This window comes from Streptomyces laculatispora, assembly GCF_017353455.1.
GTDB lineage: Bacteria > Actinomycetota > Actinomycetes > Streptomycetales > Streptomycetaceae > Streptomyces > Streptomyces laculatispora.
Genome location: NZ_JAFMPZ010000304.1, coordinates 1 through 18,488, shown reverse-complemented (window position 1 = coordinate 18,488; position 18,488 = coordinate 1). Strand labels below are relative to the sequence as shown.

Here is an 18,488-nt window from a genome sequence, read left to right as displayed (position 1 = left end):
GCACTGGGTAACGGGAGGACGGGACGATGGCCGGCGAAGAGCAGACGGCAGTGCCAGCGGAGGCACGGGAGCGGCACGCGCTCCTCGCCGAGCAGATCGAGGAGCACCGCTTCCGCTATTACGTGAATGACCAGCCGGTCGTCAGCGACGCCGAGTTCGACCGGCTGATGCGTGAGCTGGAGGTTCTGGAGGACACGTATCCGCAGCTGCGCACGCCCGACTCGCCGTCCCAGAAGGTCGCGGGCCCCTACCGGACGGAATTCACCTCCGTCGAGCACCGCGAGCGGATGCTGTCCCTGGACAACGCCTTCGACGACGACGAGCTGGCCACCTGGGGCGAGCGGGTCGCCCGGGACGTCGGCGCCACCGGCTACCACTTCCTGTGCGAGCTCAAGATCGACGGCCTCGCGGTCAACCTCACCTACGAGCACGGCCTGCTGACCCGGGCCGCGACCCGCGGCGACGGCCGCACCGGCGAGGACATCACGCCCAACGTCCGGACGATCGCGGAGATCCCGCACCGGCTGAAGGGCGACCGCATTCCGGCGCTCGTCGAGATCCGGGGCGAGGTCTTCTTCCCCATGGAGGGGTTCGAGGCGCTCAACGCCCGGCTGGTGGAGGCGGACGACAAGCCGTTCGCCAACCCGCGCAACGCGGCGGCCGGTTCACTGCGCCAGAAGGACCCCAAGGTCACCGCCGGCCGGCCGCTGCACATGGTGGTGCACGGCATCGGTGCCCGTGAGGGCTTCGACATCGACTGCCTCTCGCACGCCTACGAGCTGCTGCACGCCTGGGGACTGCCCACCGCCAAGTACAACAAGGTGGTGGACTCCCTGGACGGGGTCAGGGAGTTCATCGCCTACTTCGGTGAGAACCGGCACTCGGTGGAACACGAGATCGACGGTGTCGTCGTCAAGCTCGACGAGATCCCGCTCCAGGGCCGGCTCGGCTCCACCTCACGCGCACCGCGCTGGGCGATCGCCTGGAAGTACGCGCCGGAGGAGGTCAACACCAAGCTGGTCAACATCCGGGTCGGCGTCGGCCGCACCGGCCGCGTCACCCCGTACGCCCAGGTGGAACCGGTCGAAGTGGCCGGTTCCGAGGTCGAGTTCGCCACCCTGCACAACCAGAACGTGGTCCGGGCGAAGGGCGTCCTGATCGGCGACACGGTGGTGCTCCGCAAGGCCGGCGACGTGATTCCGGAGATCCTCGGCCCGGTCGTCGACCTCAGGGACGGCACCGAGCGGGCGTTCGTCATGCCCACCGAATGCCCCGAGTGCGGGACGGAGCTGCGGCCCATGAAGGAGGCCGACATCGACGTCCGCTGCCCCAACGCCCGCTCCTGCCCGGCCCAGCTGCGCGAGCGCGTCGCCTATCTGGCCGGTCGCAAGTGCCTGGACATCGACCACTTCGGCTATGTGGCGGCCGCCGCCCTGACCCGTCCGCTGGAGCCCGCCGACCCGCCGCTGCGCGACGAGGGCGATCTGTTCGGGCTGACCGTCGACCAGCTGCTGCCCATCCGGGCCTATGTCCGCGACACGGACAGCGGACTGCCCAAGCGCGACCCGAAGACCGGGGAGGAGAAGACCGCCATGGTCTTCGCCAACCAGCAGGGCGAGCCGAAGAAGAACGCCGTCGCCATGCTGGAGGCCATCGCCGAGGCGAAGGAAGCGCCGCTGGCCCGGATCCTCACCGGGCTCTCGATCCGCCACGTCGGGCCCGTCGCCGCGCAGGAACTGGCCCGTCAGTTCCGCTCCATCGAGCGGATCGACGAGGCCACCGAGAAGGAGCTGTCCGACGCCGACGGGGTTGGACCGATCATCGCGGCCTCGGTCAAGGCCTGGTTCGCCGAGGAGTGGCACCGGGAGATCCTGCGCAAGTGGCGGGAGGCCGGGGTCCGGATGGAGGACGAGGGGGCCGGCGAGGAAGAAGGACCGAGGCCGCTCGAAGGGCTCACCGTCGTCGTCACCGGCACGCTGGCCTCGCACACCAGGGATGGCGCGAAAGAAGCCCTGCAGAGCCGCGGAGCGAAGGTGACGGGCTCCGTTTCGAAGAAGACCTCCTTCGTGGTGGTCGGCGACAACCCCGGGTCGAAGTACGACAAGGCCATGCAGCTGAAGGTGCCCGTGCTGAACGAGGACGGCTTCGCCGTGCTGCTCGCGGACGGGCCTGACGCGGCGCGCGAGGCGGCGGTGCCGGCCGAGGAGTAGGGCCGGTCCGCAGCGGGGGGAGTCGTGTGCGTACGCCCGGATTCACCCGGTCGGCGCATAGCAGATGCTGACGGACGGTCGGTTCGCATTCGGGCAAGAGATGTAGAGCGCTGCCCCTGGAAGCCCTCTGCGGCCTACTGTTGAGGGATGCGCCTGCGGAGCCCGGCCACCGGGTGTGCCGGGCGCGGTGGCAGGGAACGGAATCATCAGGTGACATCGGCACCGCCGGCTGTGAGAGGGACGGAATGAAACCGACCGAGAACGCCGCACCGGTGTCGCGGCTGCAGGGTTTCGTCGGACTCACGCCCAAAGTGGGCGCTGTCGTCGTGGCCCTGGCCACCGTCCAGCTCGCGACCGGCTTCTACCGGACCGTGAGCGGTGGACACGCGATCTTCCCGGACGGCAGGGCCGGCTGGTCGCTGGCCGTGCTCACCGGGATCGTCGTCGGTCATCTGGTCGCGCTCGGCCGCGACCGCTGGTGGGGCGGCACCGGTTCCGGGGCCGCCCTCACGCTCGCCGTGCTGCTGCTCTACGGCTGGGTGCCCGCCGGTCTGGTCAGCCTGGTCGTGGTCGTACTCGTCGGGATGGCCCGCAGGCACCGCTGGTGGCAGGGGCTGCTGCACGGGGCGGTGGACATCCTGGGGGTGGGCGCGGCGGCGCTGGTGATGGCCGCGTTCGGTGAGGTGCAGACCGTCGAGTCGCCCTGGCAGCCACTCGACTGGGGCATCGACGTCGTCCCGGAAGTCCTCCTCGCCGCCTCCACCTATCTGCTCGTCACCCGGGTGCTGCTCTGGTACGCCCGGTCACCCCAGGGCGGCGGGCTGCCGACCGTCGCCCGCACCGCACTGCTGCGGCAGGGCCTCGTCGCGGTCGCCCTGCTCGGCATCGCACCGCTGATCTGCGTCGTCGCCATGGCCATGCCGGTCCTGCTGCCGCTCTTCGCGGTCCCGCTGATCGCGCTCGACTCCACGCTCTGGATCGCCCGTGCCCGGGCCGAGGAGCAGCTGCGGGACCCGCTGACCGGACTGCCGAACCGCCAGTGGCTGCTGGAGCGCACCTGGACGGCCCTGGAGGAGGCCGAGAGCGTCGGCACCCGGGTCGGCCTGGTCCTGATCGACCTCGACCGCTTCCGGGCGGTCAACGACACCCTCGGCCATCTGGCGGGGGACCGGCTGCTGCTGCAGATAGCGGAACGGCTGCGCCTCGCCCTGCCGCGCGGTGCGGAGGCGGCCAGGCTCGGCGGCGACGAGTTCGCCGTACTGCTGCCGACCGCGGACTCCACCACCAGCGCCCAGCGGGTCGCCCGCCATCTGGTCGCCGAACTCTCCTCCCCGCTGGACCTCGACGGGCTCACCCTGGTGCTGGAGGCCAGCGCGGGCGTCGCCGTCTACCCCGACCACGCGCTGGACGCGGAGGGGCTGCTGCGCCGCGCGGACGTGGCGATGTACCAGGCCAAGCGCGACCGCACGGGCGTCGAGGTGTACGAGTCCAAGCGCGACAGCAACACCCCGGACCGGCTCGGGCTCCTCGGTGATCTGCGGCGCGCGCTGGACGCCGGCGAGGTCGAGCTCCACTACCAGCCGAAGGTCCGCTTCGACGGACAGGTGGCCGGTCTCGAAGCTCTGGTCCGCTGGGTGCACCCGGAGCGTGGGCGGGTCCCTCCGGACGAGTTCATCGCCATCGCCGAGTCGTCCGGGCTGATGCCGCACCTCACCGAGTACGTACTGGAGACGGCACTGGCCCAGGTCGCCAGATGGCGGGCGCAGGGGCTGTTCGTCCCGGTCGCGGTCAACGTCTCCCCGCGCGATGTGCACACCCCGGGGTTCGCGGGCGGCGTCGCGGCCCGGCTGGCCCGGCACGGTGTTCCGGCCGGTGCCCTCCAGCTGGAGATAACGGAACACGTACTGCTGGAGGACCCGCAGCGGGCCGCGGACACGCTGGCCGGGCTCACCGGGCACGGCGTGAAGATGTCCCTGGACGACTTCGGTACCGGGTACTCCTCCCTCGTCCACCTGCGCCGGCTGCCGGTCAGCGAGCTCAAGATCGACCGGTCCTTCGTGGCCCGGCTCGCCATCGACCACGAGGACGCGGAGATCGTCCGCTGCACGATCGACCTGGCGCACTCGCTCGGTCTGCTGGTCGTTGCCGAGGGCGTCGAGGACGACGAGACCTGGGAGCGGCTGCGGGACCTGCGCTGCGACGCGGTCCAGGGCTGGCTGGTGGCGGCCGCGATGCCGCCGCAGGAGACGACCGCGTGGCTGCGGGCGCGCGGCGAGCACGGGTGGCGGCGGCCGGCGGAGCTGGCGGCGGCCGCCGCGGCCGCGGCCGCGGCGGCCGGCGTGACCGCCGCGGCGAGGCCCGAGCCGGAGCAGCGGCCGTCCGGCTGGACCGTCGACTCACGGCCCGCGACGACGTAGGGCGGGCCCCGGGAGGCGGGCCGGGCAGGGGTGATCCACGGGTGGCCGTGGCCGGTGCGGGCGACACCATAGGATTGGGGGCTGGCGGCACATTTCCACCTGCCGCGCTCCGGCCAAAACCACACACCAACCCCTGAGGATCGCTGCATGCCTGGCATCACGCGCGAGGAGGTCGCCCACCTCGCCCGGCTGGCGCGTCTGGAGCTGAAGGGCGAAGAGCTCGATCACTTCGCCGGTCAGCTCGACGACATCATCGGCGCGGTCGCCCGCGTCTCCGAGGTCGCCGACCAAGACGTACCGCCGACCTCCCATCCGCTGCCGCTGACCAACGTCATGCGGACGGACGAGGTCCGTCCCTCGCTCACCCCCGCGCAGGCGCTCTCCGGCGCCCCGGCCCAGGAGCAGCAGCGTTTCAAGGTGCCGCAGATCCTGGGGGAGGACTAAAAAGCCATGACGGACATCAGCACCATCATCAAGCTCACCGCCGCCGAGACCGCCGCGAAGATCGCTTCCGGTGAGCTCACGGCCGTCGAGGTCACCGAGGCCCACCTGGCCCGGATCGAGGCCATCGACGAGAAGGTCCACGCCTTCCTGCACGTCGACCGCGAGGGCGCGCTCGCGCAGGCCCGTGCCGTCGACGCGAAGAGGGCCGCGGGCGAGAAGCTCGGCCCGCTGGCCGGCGTCCCGCTCGCGCTCAAGGACATCTTCACCACGCAGGACATGCCGACCACCGTCGGCTCGAAGATCCTCGAAGGCTGGGTCCCGCCCTACGACGCGACCGTCACCAAGCGGCTGAAGGCCGCCGACGTCGTCATCCTCGGCAAGACCAACATGGACGAGTTCGCCATGGGGTCCTCCACCGAGAACAGCGCCTACGGCCCGACCGGCAACCCGTGGGACCTCACCCGTATCCCGGGCGGCTCCGGCGGCGGCTCCTCGGCCGCGCTCGCCTCGTTCGAGGCCCCGCTCGCCATCGGCACGGACACCGGCGGTTCGATCCGCCAGCCCGCCGCCGTCACCGGCACCGTCGGCGTCAAGCCCACCTACGGCGGCGTCTCCCGCTACGGCATGGTGGCCTTCTCGTCCTCCCTCGACCAGGGCGGCCCCTGCGCCCGTACGGTCCTGGACGCGGCGCTGCTGCACGAGGTCATCGCCGGACACGACCCGCTCGACTCGACCTCCATCGACGCCCCGGTCCCGCCGGTCGTCGAGGCCGCGCGCAACGGCTCCGTACAGGGCATGCGCGTCGGAGTCGTCAAGCAGTTCTCCGGCGAGGGCTACCAGGCCGGTGTCGTCCAGCGCTTCAACGAGTCGGTCGAGCTGCTGAAGTCGCTCGGCGCGACGGTCGTCGAGCTGGACTGCCCGTCCTTCGACCTCGGCCTCTCGGCGTACTACCTCATCGCGCCGTCCGAGTGCTCGTCGAACCTCGCCCGCTTCGACGCCATGCGCTACGGCCTGCGGGTCGGCGACGACGGCACGAAGTCCGCCGAGGAGGTCACCGCGCTCACCCGCGAAGCCGGCTTCGGCGACGAGGTCAAGCGCCGCATCATCCTCGGTACGTACGCGCTGAGCTCCGGCTACTACGACGCCTACTACGGCTCGGCGCAGAAGGTCCGCACCCTGATCACGCGGGACTTCGAGAAGGCCTTCGAGCAGGTGGACGTCATCGTCTCCCCGACGACGCCCACCACCGCCTTCCCGATCGGCGAGCGCGCCGACGACCCGATGGCGATGTACCTCGCGGACCTGTGCACCATTCCGACCAACCTGGCCGGCAACGCCGCCATGTCGCTGCCCTGCGGCCTGGCGCCGGAGGACGGGCTGCCGGTCGGGCTGCAGATCATCGCCCCCGCCATGAAGGACGACCGGCTGTACAAGGTCGGAGCCGCCGTTGAGGCCGCGTTCGTGGAAAAGTGGGGACACCCACTGCTTGAGGAGGCTCCGTCGCTGTGAGTGCCATGGCAAAGAAGGCCACGAACTTCAAGAAGTCCAAGACCGGGCTGTACGTATCGCTCGGCAGCACCGCGTTCGGCGCGATCAGTGTTGCCAAGCAGATCAGGCTCGCGCGCAACGACAACGACACGCTGCGTCTCATCGACGCGACCGTGTCCGCCGCCGCGATCGTCACCGGCCTCGCGATCCTCTATCGCGAACTGAAGCGTCTCGGCGACGACGACGTCCTGCTGGGCTGAGAGGGAAAGTTTCACCGTGACTGTCATTGACCTGGAGTCGTACGAGGACGCCCTCGCGACGTACGACCCCGTCATGGGCCTCGAAGTCCATGTCGAGCTCGGCACCAAGACCAAGATGTTCTGCGGCTGCTCCACCGAGCTCAAGCAGGACGCCAACTCCCAGACCTGCCCGGTCTGCCTCGGACTGCCCGGCGCCCTGCCGGTCGTCAACGAGATCGGCGTCGAGTCCGCCATCAAGATCGGTCTCGCGCTGAACTGCGAGATCGCCGAATGGTGCCGATTCGCCCGGAAGAACTACTTCTATCCGGACATGCCGAAGAACTTCCAGACCTCCCAGTACGACGAGCCGATCGCCTTCGACGGCTATCTGGACGTCCAGCTGGAGGACGGCGAGATCTTCCGGGTGCAGATCGAGCGCGCCCACATGGAGGAGGACACCGGCAAGTCGACGCACGTCGGCGGCGCCACCGGCCGTATCCACGGCGCGTCCCACTCCCTGCTCGACTACAACCGCGCGGGCATCCCGCTCATCGAGATCGTCACCAAGCCGATCGAGGGAGCGGGCGCACGGGCCCCCGAGGTCGCCAAGGCGTACGTCGCCGAGCTGCGCGAGCTCATCAAGGCGCTCGGCGTCTCGGAGGCCCGGATGGAGATGGGCCAGATGCGCTGCGACGTGAACCTGTCGCTGCGCCCGCACGGCCGCGAGGCGTTCGGTACCCGTTCCGAGACGAAGAACGTGAACTCGCTGCGTTCCGTCGAGCGGGCCGCCCGCTTCGAGATCCAGCGCCACGCCGCGGTGCTGAACTCCGGCGGCACGATCGTGCAGGAGACCCGGCACTTCCACGAGGAGGACGGCTCCACCACGGCCGGCCGCATCAAGGACAACGCCGAGGACTACCGCTACTTCCCGGAGCCCGACCTGGTACCCGTCGCCCCGGCCCGCACCTGGGTCGAGGAGCTGCGGGGCGGTCTCCCCGAGCTGCCGCGGCTGCGCCGCGCACGGCTCAAGGAGGAGTGGGGAGCGTCCGAGCACGACATGCAGTCCATCCTCAACGCGGGCGCGGTCGACCTGATCGTCGCCACGACCGAGGCGGGCGCACCCTCGGACCAGGCCCGCAAGTGGTGGATGGGCGAGCTGGCCCGTAACGCCAACGAGACCGGCCGCGGCCTCGACGAGCTGCCCGTCACCCCGGTGCAGGTCGCCAGGGTGGCCGAGCTCGTCGCCTCGGGCGACCTCAACGACAAGCTGGCCCGTCAGGTGCTGGAGGGCGTCCTCGCGGGCGAGGGCGACCCGGACACCGTCGTCGAGAAGCGCGGCCTGAAGGTCGTCTCCGACGAGGGCGCGCTGTCCACGGCGGTCGACGAGGCCATCGCCGGCAACGCCGCCATCGCGGACAAGATCCGCGGCGGCAAGGTCGCCGCGGCCGGCGCGCTCGTCGGCGCCGTCATGAAGGCCACCCGCGGCCAGGCGGACGCGGCCCGGGTGCGTGAGCTGATCCTGGAGAAGCTCGGCGTCGAGGGCTGAGCCCACCCGTACGTCCTCGAAGGGGCGGTGCATCCGGTACCACCGGGTGCACCGCCCCTTTCACCGCTCCGGAGAGCCCACTGAACGCCGTCACCGCCGAGATCGTCTCCGTCGCCCTCCTGCTGGGGGTGCTGGCGTTCGCCGTCGCACGCCCCCGGGGTCTGCCGGAGGCGACCGTCGCCGTGCCCGCCGCGGTGCTGGTGACCGTGGCCGGTGCGGTCTCCTGGCCGGAGGCCCGGTCCCAGGTGAGCAGTCTGCTGCCGGTCGTCGGCTTCCTCGCCGCGATCCTGGTGCTGGCTCAGCTCTGCGCCGACGAAGGGCTCTTCAGGGCGGCCGGTGACCTGGTCGCCCGCGTCTGCGGCGGGCGGACCGGCCCGCTGCTCGGGGGCGTCTTCGCCGTCGCGTCGGTGATCACGGCGGTGCTCAGTCTGGACGCCACCGTGGTCCTGCTGACCCCCGTCGTCCTCGCGACCGCGGCCCGCGTCGGGGCCCGTCCCCGCCCGTACGTGTACGCCTGCGCGCACCTCGCCAACTCCGCGTCGCTCCTGCTCCCCGTCTCCAATCTGACCAACCTCCTGGCGTTCACGGCCAGCGGTCTCTCCTTCACCCGCTTCGCCGCCCTGATGACGCTGCCGTGGCTGGCGGCGATCGCCGTCGAGTACGTGGTCTTCCGCCGGTTCTTCGCGGCCGACCTGGCGGCGGGGGCCCACCCGCCGGAGGAGGCGGAGGACCGGACGGCCCTGCCCGTCTTCACCCTGGTCGTCCTGGTGCTGACCCTGTGCGGATTCGTCGTGACCTCGTTCGCGGGCGTGGAGCCGCTGTGGGCGGCGCTGGCGGGCGCCGCCGTGCTTGCCGTACGGGCGCTGGCGAAACGGGAGACCACCGCGAAGGGGCTGGTGCACGCCGCGAACGTGCCGTTCTGCCTGTTCGTGCTGGCCCTGGGCGTCGTCGTCAAGGCGGTCGTCGACCAGGGCCTGGGCGCCGGTATCGCCCGGGTCCTGCCGGACGGATCCTCGCTGCCCGCGCTGCTGGCGGTGGCCGCGGTGGCGGCGGTGCTCGCCAACCTGATCAACAACCTGCCGGCGATCCTCGCCCTGCTCCCGGTCGTCGCCGCGGCCGGCCCGGGTCCGCTGCTGGCCGCACTGATCGGGGTGAACCTCGGGCCGAACCTCACCTACGTCGGCTCGCTCGCCACCCTGTTGTGGCGTCGCATCCTGCACACGCACGGCGCGGCGCCGGAGCTCGGCCACTTCACCAGGCTCGGGCTGCTGACCGTACCGGCGACGCTCGTGGTGTCGACGGTCGCGCTCTGGGGGGCGCTGCGGGTGATCGGGGTGTGACGCGTGCCCAGGTGTGCGAACGCTGGGCGTCCGCGCCCGTCGCACACCGTCCGCGAGCCCGCCGGATGGTCGCGGCGATGTCGCCCATATGCGGATCCGACGCCTGTGAGTATGGCCACGAATGGGGCAAATGATCACAGTTGGCTGTCAGAGTGACAGTTCTCAAGGTCATGCGTTTTTCTTGCGGACGGCTCTGTCGAGCCGCCGGAGAGACCACGAATCCGCAGGGAGCTCGTCCCTTGGCTGCCATCGCCCGCTGGTGCATCGCACACCGTCTCGTCGCCGTCCTCATCTGGCTGCTCGCCCTCGGCGGCACGGCCGCCGGTGCGGCGTTCGCGGGCAGCGCCTATACGAACGACTACGAGGCGCCCGGCACCGAATCCGGCCGCGCCGCAGCGCTGTTGAAGAGCGGCTTCACCAATCTCGGCGGGGACACCGACACCATCGTCTGGCACACCGACGACTCCACCGTGCGGGCGGCCGACGTCGAGCAGAAGATGACCAGCACCCTGCACGCGGTCGAACGGCTGCCGGGTGTCGGCGCCGTCAGCGGGCCCTACACCCAGGCGGGCGCGGGGCAGATCAGCGCGGACGGGCGCACGGCCTACGCCACGGTCACCTTCGACCGGCAGGCCGACGACGTGCCGGTGGCGCAGGCCGAGGCGGTCGTCCACACCGCGAAGGCCGCCTCGGGCGAACACCTCCGGGTCGAGCTGGGCGGCTCGGCCGTCGCCCTCACCGAAGCGCCCGCCGTGCACGTCAGCGAGGCCATCGGGGTCGCCGTCGCGGCCGTCGTGCTCTTCCTCGCCTTCGGCTCCCTCGCCGCCAGCATGCTGCCCATCGCCACCGCTCTCGTCTCGGTCGGAACGGCGTACGCGGGCATCGTGCTGCTCGGGCACGTGATGACCGTCGCCGACTTCGCCCCGATGCTCGGCATGCTCGTCGGGCTCGGGGTCGGCATCGACTACGCCCTCTTCATCGTCACCCGGCACCGCAGAGGGCTCCGGCGCGGTATGACCGTTCCCGAGGCGGCGGAGCACGCGGTCGCCACGACCGGGCGGGCCGTCGTCTTCGCCGGGGCCACCGTCTGCATCGCACTGCTGGGGATGCTGATCCTGCGGCTGAGCTTCCTCAACGGTGTCGCGGTCGCCGCCTCGCTCACCGTCGTGCTGACGGTGGCGGCCGCCGTGACCCTTCTGCCGGCCCTGCTGTCCCTCATCGGGATGCGGGCGCTGAGCAGGCGCGAGCGCAGACAGCTCGCCGAGCACGGCCCGCAGCCGGACCTGCCCACCGGGTTCGCCGCGCGCTGGTCCGCCTTCGTCGAGCGGCACCCCAAGCTGCTCGGCGGGATCGCGGTGGTGGTGATGCTGGTCCTCGCGCTCCCCACCTTCTCGCTCCACCTGGGCAGCTCCGACCAGGGCAACAACGCGAAGTCCTCGACCACCCGGCAGGCGTACGACCTGCTGGCGAGCGGATTCGGTCCCGGCGTCAACGGACCGCTGACCATCGCCGCACAGCTCGACGGCGCCGACGACCGGCTGGCGATGGACGCGCTGCCCGCGACGCTGCGCGCCACCGACGGCGTCGCATGGGCCTACCCGGTCACCTACAACTCCAGCGGCGACACCGCGTTCGTCACCGTCGTCCCGGACTCGGCGCCGCAGTCCCAGCAGACCAGCGAGCTCGTCGACCGGCTGCGTACGGACGTACTGCCGAAGGCGGCCGACAACACCTCGCTCCAGGCCCATGTCGGCGGCGTGACGGCCAGCTACGACGACTTCGCACAGATCATCATCGGGAAACTCCCGCTCTTCATCGGTGTCGTCATAGGGCTCGGCTGCCTGCTCCTGCTGATGGCCTTCCGGTCGGTCGGCATCCCGCTGAAGGCGGCGGTGATGAACGTGGCGGCGGTCGCCTCCTCGTTCGGCGTGGTCGTGGCGATCTTCCAGTGGGGATGGGGGAGCGAGCTGCTGGGCCTGGGCAGCTCGGGCCCCATCGAACCCTTCCTGCCGGTCATCATGGTGTCCGTGCTCTTCGGCCTCTCCATGGACTACCAGGTGTTCCTGGTCGGCCGGATGTACGAGGAGTGGCTGGAGACCGGCGACAACCGGCGGGCGGTCCGGGTCGGCCTCGCAGAGACCAGCCGGGTGATCAACTCGGCCGCGGTGATCATGATTTCGGTCTTCCTCGCCTTCGTGCTCAGCGGCGACCGGGTCATCGCGATGTTCGGTATCGCGCTTGCCGCGGCCGTCGCGCTGGACGCCTTCGTCCTGCGCACGCTGCTGGTTCCCGCCCTGATGCACCTGCTGGGCGGGGCGAACTGGTGGCTGCCGGGCTGGCTGGACCGCAGACTGCCCCGTCTCAGCATCGAGCCTCCCGAATGCCGGGCGCCGCGTGCGAAAATCCCAGGGGCGGGCACGAGCCGGGACGACGAGGCCGTGCCGGCCGCGCAGCGCGTCCGCTGAACAGCGCGGACCGCGGTAGGTGAGATGACGAGGAGAACACGATGTTCGCGGTATCGCTGGGGGATGACGGGGCCGAGCTGCGGCCGCTGGAGATCTGGCAGGCGCAGGAGTTCCTGGACCACATGGACCGGGCGCGGGACCTCATAGACCCGTGGATCCCGTTCGCCTCCTTCGCCACCGACCTGGAATCCGCGCGAGACCTGCTGCGCCGGTACGCGGAGAAGCAGGCGGCCGACACGGGCCGGCTCTACGGGATCTGGCTGAAGGGCACCCTGGTCGGCGGTGTCCTCTTCCGGATCTTCGACGCGGAGTCCGGGAACTGCGAGGTCGGCTGCTGGCTGGAACCGGCCGCCGAGGGGCACGGCCTGGTGACCAGGGCGGCGACCAGGCTGATCGACTGGGCGGTCCTGGAGCGCGGTATGCACCGGGTGGAGTGGGACGCGTCCGCCGCGAACACCCGGAGCATCGCCGTGGCCGCACGGCTCGGGATGAAGCGGGACGGCGTGCTGCGCCAGAACTACCTGTACCGCGGTGTGAGACACGACTCGGAGATCTGGTCCGTGCTGGCCCCGGAATGGCGGGCCCGGCAGAGCTGAGCCGGGGTGCGGGAGCGGGGTGCCGCCGGACGTTAAGAAGGTTCTCATCCGGGGCACCTAGCGTGCGGGAAATGAACCCCACCACTCCCACTACTCCCACAGCTCCCGTCGCCGAGGGCGACGAGGAGAAGAAGACGGCGAAGAAGGCCGTCACCGACACCGCCGGTGCCAAGGACGCGGCGGCGCGACCCGACACGGCGGGGCCGCACGACGAGGCGGGCACGGAGTCCGGAGAGCCCACGGACCGCGGCGCCGACGCGGACGCCGACCTGGACGCGGCGGAGCAGGACTTCGACCTCGACCTGGACGACGACGAGTCCGACAACGAGTCTGCCGGTCTCGGCGCCGCCGCCGCGGCCGTCGTCTCCGTCGGTCTCGGCATCGTCTCGCTCACCGGGGCCTGGAGCGGCCGGGTCGCCGCCGAGCGCGAGACGCTGATCGGGCAGATCAAGACGTCGTCCGGCGGCTCCGCCGCGCAGCAGATCTCCGAGATCTACGGCGACGCCTGGCACGCCACCGCCCTGGTCAACGGCCTCTTCGGGGTCGTCGCCCTGCTGGTCGGCATCTACGTCCTGGTCCGGCCCGCGTTCGGCGCCCCGTCCGCGCGCCCGCAGGCCGGCTGGGTCCGCGCGGTGGCCATGGGCGGCATCGCGCTCGGTGCGATCGGTGTGCTGATCTCCGTCGGCATGTACTTCGACCTCATCGTCGCCCTGCCCACGGCGGCCGCGGCGGCTACGGGAAGCTGACCCGGCGGGCGGGTACGTCCCCTCCCGCCCTTGCCGCCCCGCACTTCCCTCCGGTACGGCGTCTCCCGGAGCTGGCTAAGGCATCCGCGGGGGCGTTTACGGCCCTTGTGCGGTGACGTGGGCATCCGCCTAAGGCGCCGGCCCGTCAGAGATGCGGAACTCGCCCGATGCGGCGACACCCCCTGGGGGACGAAAGTGGAGGCACGGCAGACGAACTGCCGCCACCCGGGCCCAACGGCCCTCGTCACCAGGGGGAATCGCATGTATACGCTGGAACTCCAGAAGATCAGGCAAGCCGAACTGATCCGTCGCGCCGACACCGAGCGGCTCGTCCGGGAAGCGCGTCGCGCCGACCGGGCCGCCCGCAGTTCGGCACGCAAGGAGCGCGAGAGGACGGTGAGCGCGGACGGGGAACGGGAACGCTTCGCGCACGCCGCGTAAGGGCCGAAAGGCGATGTCTGTCCGGCTTCCCGGCTCCGAGCTGTCGGACCCGTATGCGATGCTCGGCTCCGTGGAGACCAGGTCAGTCAGTCCCGTGTTCGTCGGCCGCGCAGGTGAACTCACCTCGCTCACCGATGCGCTCGCCCGTGCCACCGCGGAAGGCGCTGGTCCGGACGGCTGCGCCTGCGGAGAGCCGCAGGCACTGCTCATCGGTGGCGAGGCGGGCGTCGGCAAGACCCGTCTGGTCGAGGAGTTCCTGGCGGTGGCCGCCCGCCGCGGGGCCGTCGTCGCCGTGGGCGGCTGCGTGGAGATCGGCGCGGACGGCCTGCCGTACGCCCCCTTCTCCACGGCCCTGCGCGCCCTGCGCCGCACCCTCCCCGACGAGATGGCCGCCGCCTGCGCCGGACAGGAGGGCGAACTGGCCCGGCTGCTTCCCGAGCTCGGCGAGCCGGGCCCGGACTCGGCCGACGAGCACGGCACCGCCCGGCTCTTCGAGCTCACCGGCAGACTGCTGGAGCGCATCTCGGCGCAGCGCCCGGTCGTCCTGGTCCTGGAGGACCTGCACTGGTCGGACGCCTCCACCCGGCACCTCCTCACCTACCTGTTCCGTACGCTGCGCAGCGGCCGCCTCGTCGTGATCGGCACCTACCGGGCCGACGACATCCACCGCCGCCACCCGCTGCGCCCGCTCCTGGCCGAACTGGACCGGCTCCGCACCGTCCGCCGCATCGAGCTCGCCCGCTTCAGCCGCGCCGAGGTCCGCCGTCAGCTGGCCGGCATCCTCGCGGACGCCCCGGAACCGGCCCTGGTGGACGAGATATTCGAGCGCTCCGACGGCAACGCCTTCTTCGTCGAGGAACTCGCCTGCAGCCTGGAGTGCGGCGACGGGGCCGGAGTCCCCGACTCACTGCGCGACCTCCTCCTCGTCCGCGTCGAAACACTCACCGACGACGCCCAGCGGGTCACCCGGGTCGTGGCCGAGGGCGGCTCCGCCGTCGAGTACGAACTGCTGGCCGCCGTCGCCGGCCTCACCGAGGACGACCTCATCGAAGCCCTGCGGGGAGCGGTCGGCGCCAATCTGCTGCTCACCACCGCGGAGGGCAACGGCTACCGCTTCCGGCACTCCCTGGTCCGCGAGGCCGTCAGCGACGACCTGCTGCCGGGCGAACGCTCCCGGCTCAACCGCCGTTACGCCGAAGCGCTGGAGGCCGACCCCACCCTCGTCCGCGACGGGGAGCGCGCCACCCGCCTGGCCAGCTACTGGTACGGCGCGCACGATGCCGCCAAGGCCCTGCCCGCCGTACTGAAGGCCTCCGTCGAAGCACGCCACCGCAACGCCTTCTCCGAGCAACTACGGTTGCTGGAAAGGGCGATGGAGCTGTGGGACGACGCTCCCGAAGCGATACGCGGCACCCTGCGCCCCATCGACTACGCCGAGGTCTACCCGGCCTGCGGCCGCGACAGTGCCACCCCCCTCAGCTACCTCGACCTGATGGCCGAAGCCACCGTCGCCGCCCGCTTCGGCAACGACCGCGAACGGGCCCTCACCATCTGCAAGAAGGCCCTGCGCATCCTGGAGAGCGAGGACGACGCGCTGCGCGCCGCCTGGTTCTGGGTCCAGCGCTCCCATCTGATCCAAGCCCTCACCCGGGGCGACGGCTGGGACGAGCTGGCCACCGCCGAGGAGCTGGTCCGTGGACTGCCACCCTCGGCCGTCCACGCGGAGGTGCTGATGAGCGTGGCCGGCTGGGGCGCCCTGCACCGCCCCGGTGCCCAGACCCTCGCCGCCGCCGACCGGGCCGTGGAGTACGCCCGGCTGGTCGGCAACGAGTACATCGAGCTGCACGCACGCCTCACCCGGGGCTGGCTGACCGCCGATGCCGGAGACGTCGACGACGGCATCGCCGAGATGTACGCCGTCCGCGACCGGGCCGACGAGCTGTGCCTCATCGGCGTCATGGGCCGCGCCAGCATCAATCTCCCCTCCACCCTCGAAGCCATGGGCCGTTCCCTGGAAGCCGTGGCCGCCGCCGACCACGGGATCGAGATCTGCCACAGCCACGGCATCGCCGACACGGAGGCCTGGGTCCGCACCAACCAGGCGATGTCCCTGTTCTCGCTCGGCCACTGGGACGAGGCCCTGGCCACCACCGAGGCCGCTGCCCGCACGGCGCTGTCCCGCAAGCCCCAGGGCCTGGTCGCCGCCCGCCGCACCGAAGTGGCCCTGGCACGAGGAGATTTCGCCGAGGCCGAACGGCAACTCGCACTGAACAAGCGGAGCTTCGGCTCCCGCGACCCGCAGCCCCAGCACTTCATCAACGCCGTGCGCCACACCGTCACCCTCGCCGTCCAGCAGGGCCGCCTCTCCGAGGCCCGGACGGCCTTCGAGGCCCAGGCGGAGGTGGGCTTCCCGACCGGCACCCAGCGCTACGCCCTGCCCCTGCTGCACGTCGTCGCGGCGGCCGAGGCCGACGCCCGCGGCCTGCCCGCCACCGAGCCGGGCCGGCCGGCGAACCTCGCCCTGATCCGCACCCACCTCAAGCGACTGCCGATGGCCGTCCCCGTATGGGCGGCCTACGGTCTGCTCGTCGATGCCGAGCTGGCCCGTGCCGAAGGCCTCGACACCCCTGATCACTGGTCCCGCGCGGCGCAGGCCTTCAGCCCGCTGCACCGGCCGTACGAACTGGCCCAGATCCGCCACCGCTGGGCCGAGGCCCTGCTCGTGGCCTCCGGCGACCGGCCCACGGCCACCGCCCTGCTGCGCGAGGCGCACGCCACCGCCCTGCGCCTCGGCGCCCGCCCGCTGACCGAGACCATCGAGCTGCTGGCCGGCCGCGCCCGGATCGCCCTCACCGTCCCCGACGCGCCTCGCGGTCCCGGTTCGGGCGTGGGCTTGGGCTTGGGCTCCGGCCCGGGCGACGAGATCCTGGTGGCTGTCACGGTCCCGGACGGCGACGGCGCCACCGACGGGCAGACCGGTCGCGACCACCCCGAGGAGCAGCTCCGGGCCGCCGCTGCCGCCGCGGTGGAGTCCTTCGGGCTGACCCGGCGCGAACAGGACGTGCACCGGCTCGTCGCCGACGGACACACCAACCGCCGGATCGCCGAGGAGCTCTACATCTCGCCCAAGACCGCGAGCGTGCACGTCTCCAACATCCTGGCCAAGCTCGGGGTGGCGAGCCGGGGCGAGGCCGCCGCACTCGCCCACCGGCTGCGTCTCTACCGCACGCCGACGGGTTCCTAAGGCCTCTGGCCGCGCTCCTCGGCCGCACCGCCGGAACCCTGGTCCCCGGGGTCCGGGTCGCCGGGGACCCCGCCCTCGGGCTCTGCGTCCCCGGCGTCCGGCCGGCGGACCACCACCTTGCCCGAGGTGAGGTCTATCGGGCCGCGCGCCGGGTCGCCGATGCCGAGATCGACCCGGCTCAGCTCCAGCCGCCGCTGTTCCTCGGCAGCGTGCTTGCGGCCCGGTGCGAAGAGTTCCTCGAAGAAGTTGAACACGGGCCGCGCACCCTTCCGCCTGCTGTAGCCGCTACCGCACCTCAAGCACCAGGATCTTGTCGTCTCCCGGTTTCGGGGTGCCACGGGTGTCCGTCTCGCTCGTGACGAGATAGAGCTTGTTGCCGCCGGCCGCGAGCACGGTGCGCAGACGGCCGTACTTCCCCTTCAGGAACGACTGCGGGGCCGCCAGAGGTTCCTTGTCCGCCGTACCGGACAGCGGAATCCGCCAGAGCCGCTCACCGCGCAGAGCGGCCATCCAGATGGAACCCTCGGCGAAAGCGATGCCGCTCGGGGACGCCTCGGACGTCCTCCACTGTGCCACGGGATCACGGAACCCCGCCTTGCCCGCCTTGCCCTCGACCTCCGGCCAGCCATAGTTTCCGCCCGGCACGATCAGGTTCAGCTCGTCCCAGGTGTCCTGGCCGAATTCGGACGCCCACAGCCGCTTGTGGTTGTCCCAGGCCAGCCCCTGCACATTGCGGTGACCGTACGAATACACCACGGAGTCGGCCTGCGGATTGCCGTGCAGCGGCTCGCCGTCCGGCGTCATCCGCAGGATCTTGCCAGCCAGCGACTTCTTGTCCTGCGCGAGGCCGCGGTCCCCTGTCTCGCCGGTCCCCGCGTACAGCATGTGGTCCGGGCCGAAGGCGATCCGTCCGCCGTTGTGGAGGGAGCCCTTCGGGATGCCCCGCAGAATCGTGTCGGGAGCGCCCAGCTGCTGACCGGGTGTCGTCCCCTTCTCGTCGTAGAGCATGCGGGCGATGCGGTTGTCCGAGGCCGTGGTGAAGTACGCGTACACCAGATGGTCCGTGCCGAAGGTGGGGGAGAGCGCGATCCCCAGCAGCCCGCCCTCCCCGGCGGGAGCCACGCCGGGCACGGCGCCCAGCAGCGTCTTCTTCCCGCTCTTCGCGTCGACCCTGGTGATCGTCCCCTTATCGCGCGAGGACACCAGCAGGTCACCGTCCTGCAGGGCCGCGAGACCCCACGGCGAGGCCAGCCCCTCCGTGAGGGTCGACACCACCTTCACCGAGCCCTTCGCCGGCGGCAGATCGGCCGCG

General features: G+C 71.5%; 14 protein-coding genes. 12 read left to right on the top strand and 2 right to left on the bottom strand.

Annotation, left to right across the window (positions count from 1 at the left end):
- Positions 1–26 precede the first annotated feature (26 nt).
- The 12 genes from ligA (at position 27) to J1C73_RS16685 (ending at position 17,176) form a co-directional block, all read left to right on the top strand.
- Complete coding sequence (gene ligA / locus J1C73_RS16740; protein WP_207317090.1) at positions 27–2,210, top strand: NAD-dependent DNA ligase LigA; 2,184 nt, start codon at positions 27–29, stop codon at positions 2,208–2,210.
- A 245-nt stretch (positions 2,211–2,455) separates the two neighbouring features.
- Positions 2,456–4,627, top strand: coding sequence for a putative bifunctional diguanylate cyclase/phosphodiesterase (locus J1C73_RS16735; protein ID WP_207317089.1), 2,172 nt, complete (start codon positions 2,456–2,458; stop codon positions 4,625–4,627).
- Between the two features lie 147 nt (positions 4,628–4,774).
- Entirely contained in the window at positions 4,775–5,071 is a 297-nt protein-coding gene (gatC, locus tag J1C73_RS16730) for an Asp-tRNA(Asn)/Glu-tRNA(Gln) amidotransferase subunit GatC (protein ID WP_024492941.1), read from the top strand.
- Between the two features lie 6 nt (positions 5,072–5,077).
- Positions 5,078–6,580, top strand: a complete 1,503-nt coding sequence (gatA, locus tag J1C73_RS16725) for an Asp-tRNA(Asn)/Glu-tRNA(Gln) amidotransferase subunit GatA (protein WP_207317088.1) — start codon at positions 5,078–5,080, stop codon at positions 6,578–6,580.
- Between the two features lie 5 nt (positions 6,581–6,585).
- Positions 6,586–6,819 carry a hypothetical protein gene (locus J1C73_RS16720; RefSeq protein WP_073738655.1) on the top strand — a complete coding sequence of 78 codons (234 nt, stop codon included), beginning with the start codon at positions 6,586–6,588 and terminating at the stop codon, positions 6,817–6,819.
- Between the two features lie 16 nt (positions 6,820–6,835).
- Positions 6,836–8,344, top strand: coding sequence for an Asp-tRNA(Asn)/Glu-tRNA(Gln) amidotransferase subunit GatB (gene gatB / locus J1C73_RS16715; protein ID WP_123461806.1), 1,509 nt, complete (start codon positions 6,836–6,838; stop codon positions 8,342–8,344).
- An 80-nt stretch (positions 8,345–8,424) separates the two neighbouring features.
- A complete protein-coding gene (locus J1C73_RS16710) occupies positions 8,425–9,684 on the top strand; it encodes an SLC13 family permease (RefSeq protein WP_207317098.1) in 1,260 nt (419 codons plus the stop codon).
- A gap of 239 nt (positions 9,685–9,923) precedes the next feature.
- The gene (locus tag J1C73_RS16705) at positions 9,924–12,149 is read left to right on the top strand and encodes an MMPL family transporter (RefSeq protein ID WP_207317087.1); all 2,226 of its coding nucleotides are present in this window, start codon (positions 9,924–9,926) and stop codon (positions 12,147–12,149) included.
- A 41-nt stretch (positions 12,150–12,190) separates the two neighbouring features.
- The gene (locus J1C73_RS16700) at positions 12,191–12,745 is read left to right on the top strand and encodes a GNAT family N-acetyltransferase (protein ID WP_207317086.1); all 555 of its coding nucleotides are present in this window, start codon (positions 12,191–12,193) and stop codon (positions 12,743–12,745) included.
- Positions 12,746–12,816: 71 nt separating this feature from the next.
- Entirely contained in the window at positions 12,817–13,491 is a 675-nt protein-coding gene (locus J1C73_RS16695) for a hypothetical protein (protein WP_207317085.1), read from the top strand.
- 261 nt (positions 13,492–13,752) lie between these two features.
- Positions 13,753–13,932, top strand: a complete 180-nt coding sequence (locus tag J1C73_RS16690; RefSeq protein WP_207317084.1) for a hypothetical protein — start codon at positions 13,753–13,755, stop codon at positions 13,930–13,932.
- Between the two features lie 58 nt (positions 13,933–13,990).
- A complete protein-coding gene (locus J1C73_RS16685; protein ID WP_207317097.1) occupies positions 13,991–17,176 on the top strand; it encodes a helix-turn-helix transcriptional regulator in 3,186 nt (1,061 codons plus the stop codon).
- On the opposite strand, the gene J1C73_RS16680 is transcribed toward J1C73_RS16685, so the two are convergent.
- Together J1C73_RS16680 and J1C73_RS16675 are read right to left on the bottom strand one after the other, a co-directional pair.
- Positions 17,173–17,430 carry a DUF6191 domain-containing protein gene (locus J1C73_RS16680; protein WP_207317099.1) on the bottom strand — a complete coding sequence of 86 codons (258 nt, stop codon included), beginning with the start codon at positions 17,428–17,430 and terminating at the stop codon, positions 17,173–17,175. The two genes, J1C73_RS16685 and J1C73_RS16680, sit on opposite strands and share 4 nt — an antisense overlap.
- A 31-nt stretch (positions 17,431–17,461) precedes the next feature.
- Positions 17,462–18,488 (bottom strand): PQQ-dependent sugar dehydrogenase (locus tag J1C73_RS16675; RefSeq protein ID WP_207317083.1); only part of this gene is annotated, 1,027 nt, incomplete at its 5' end.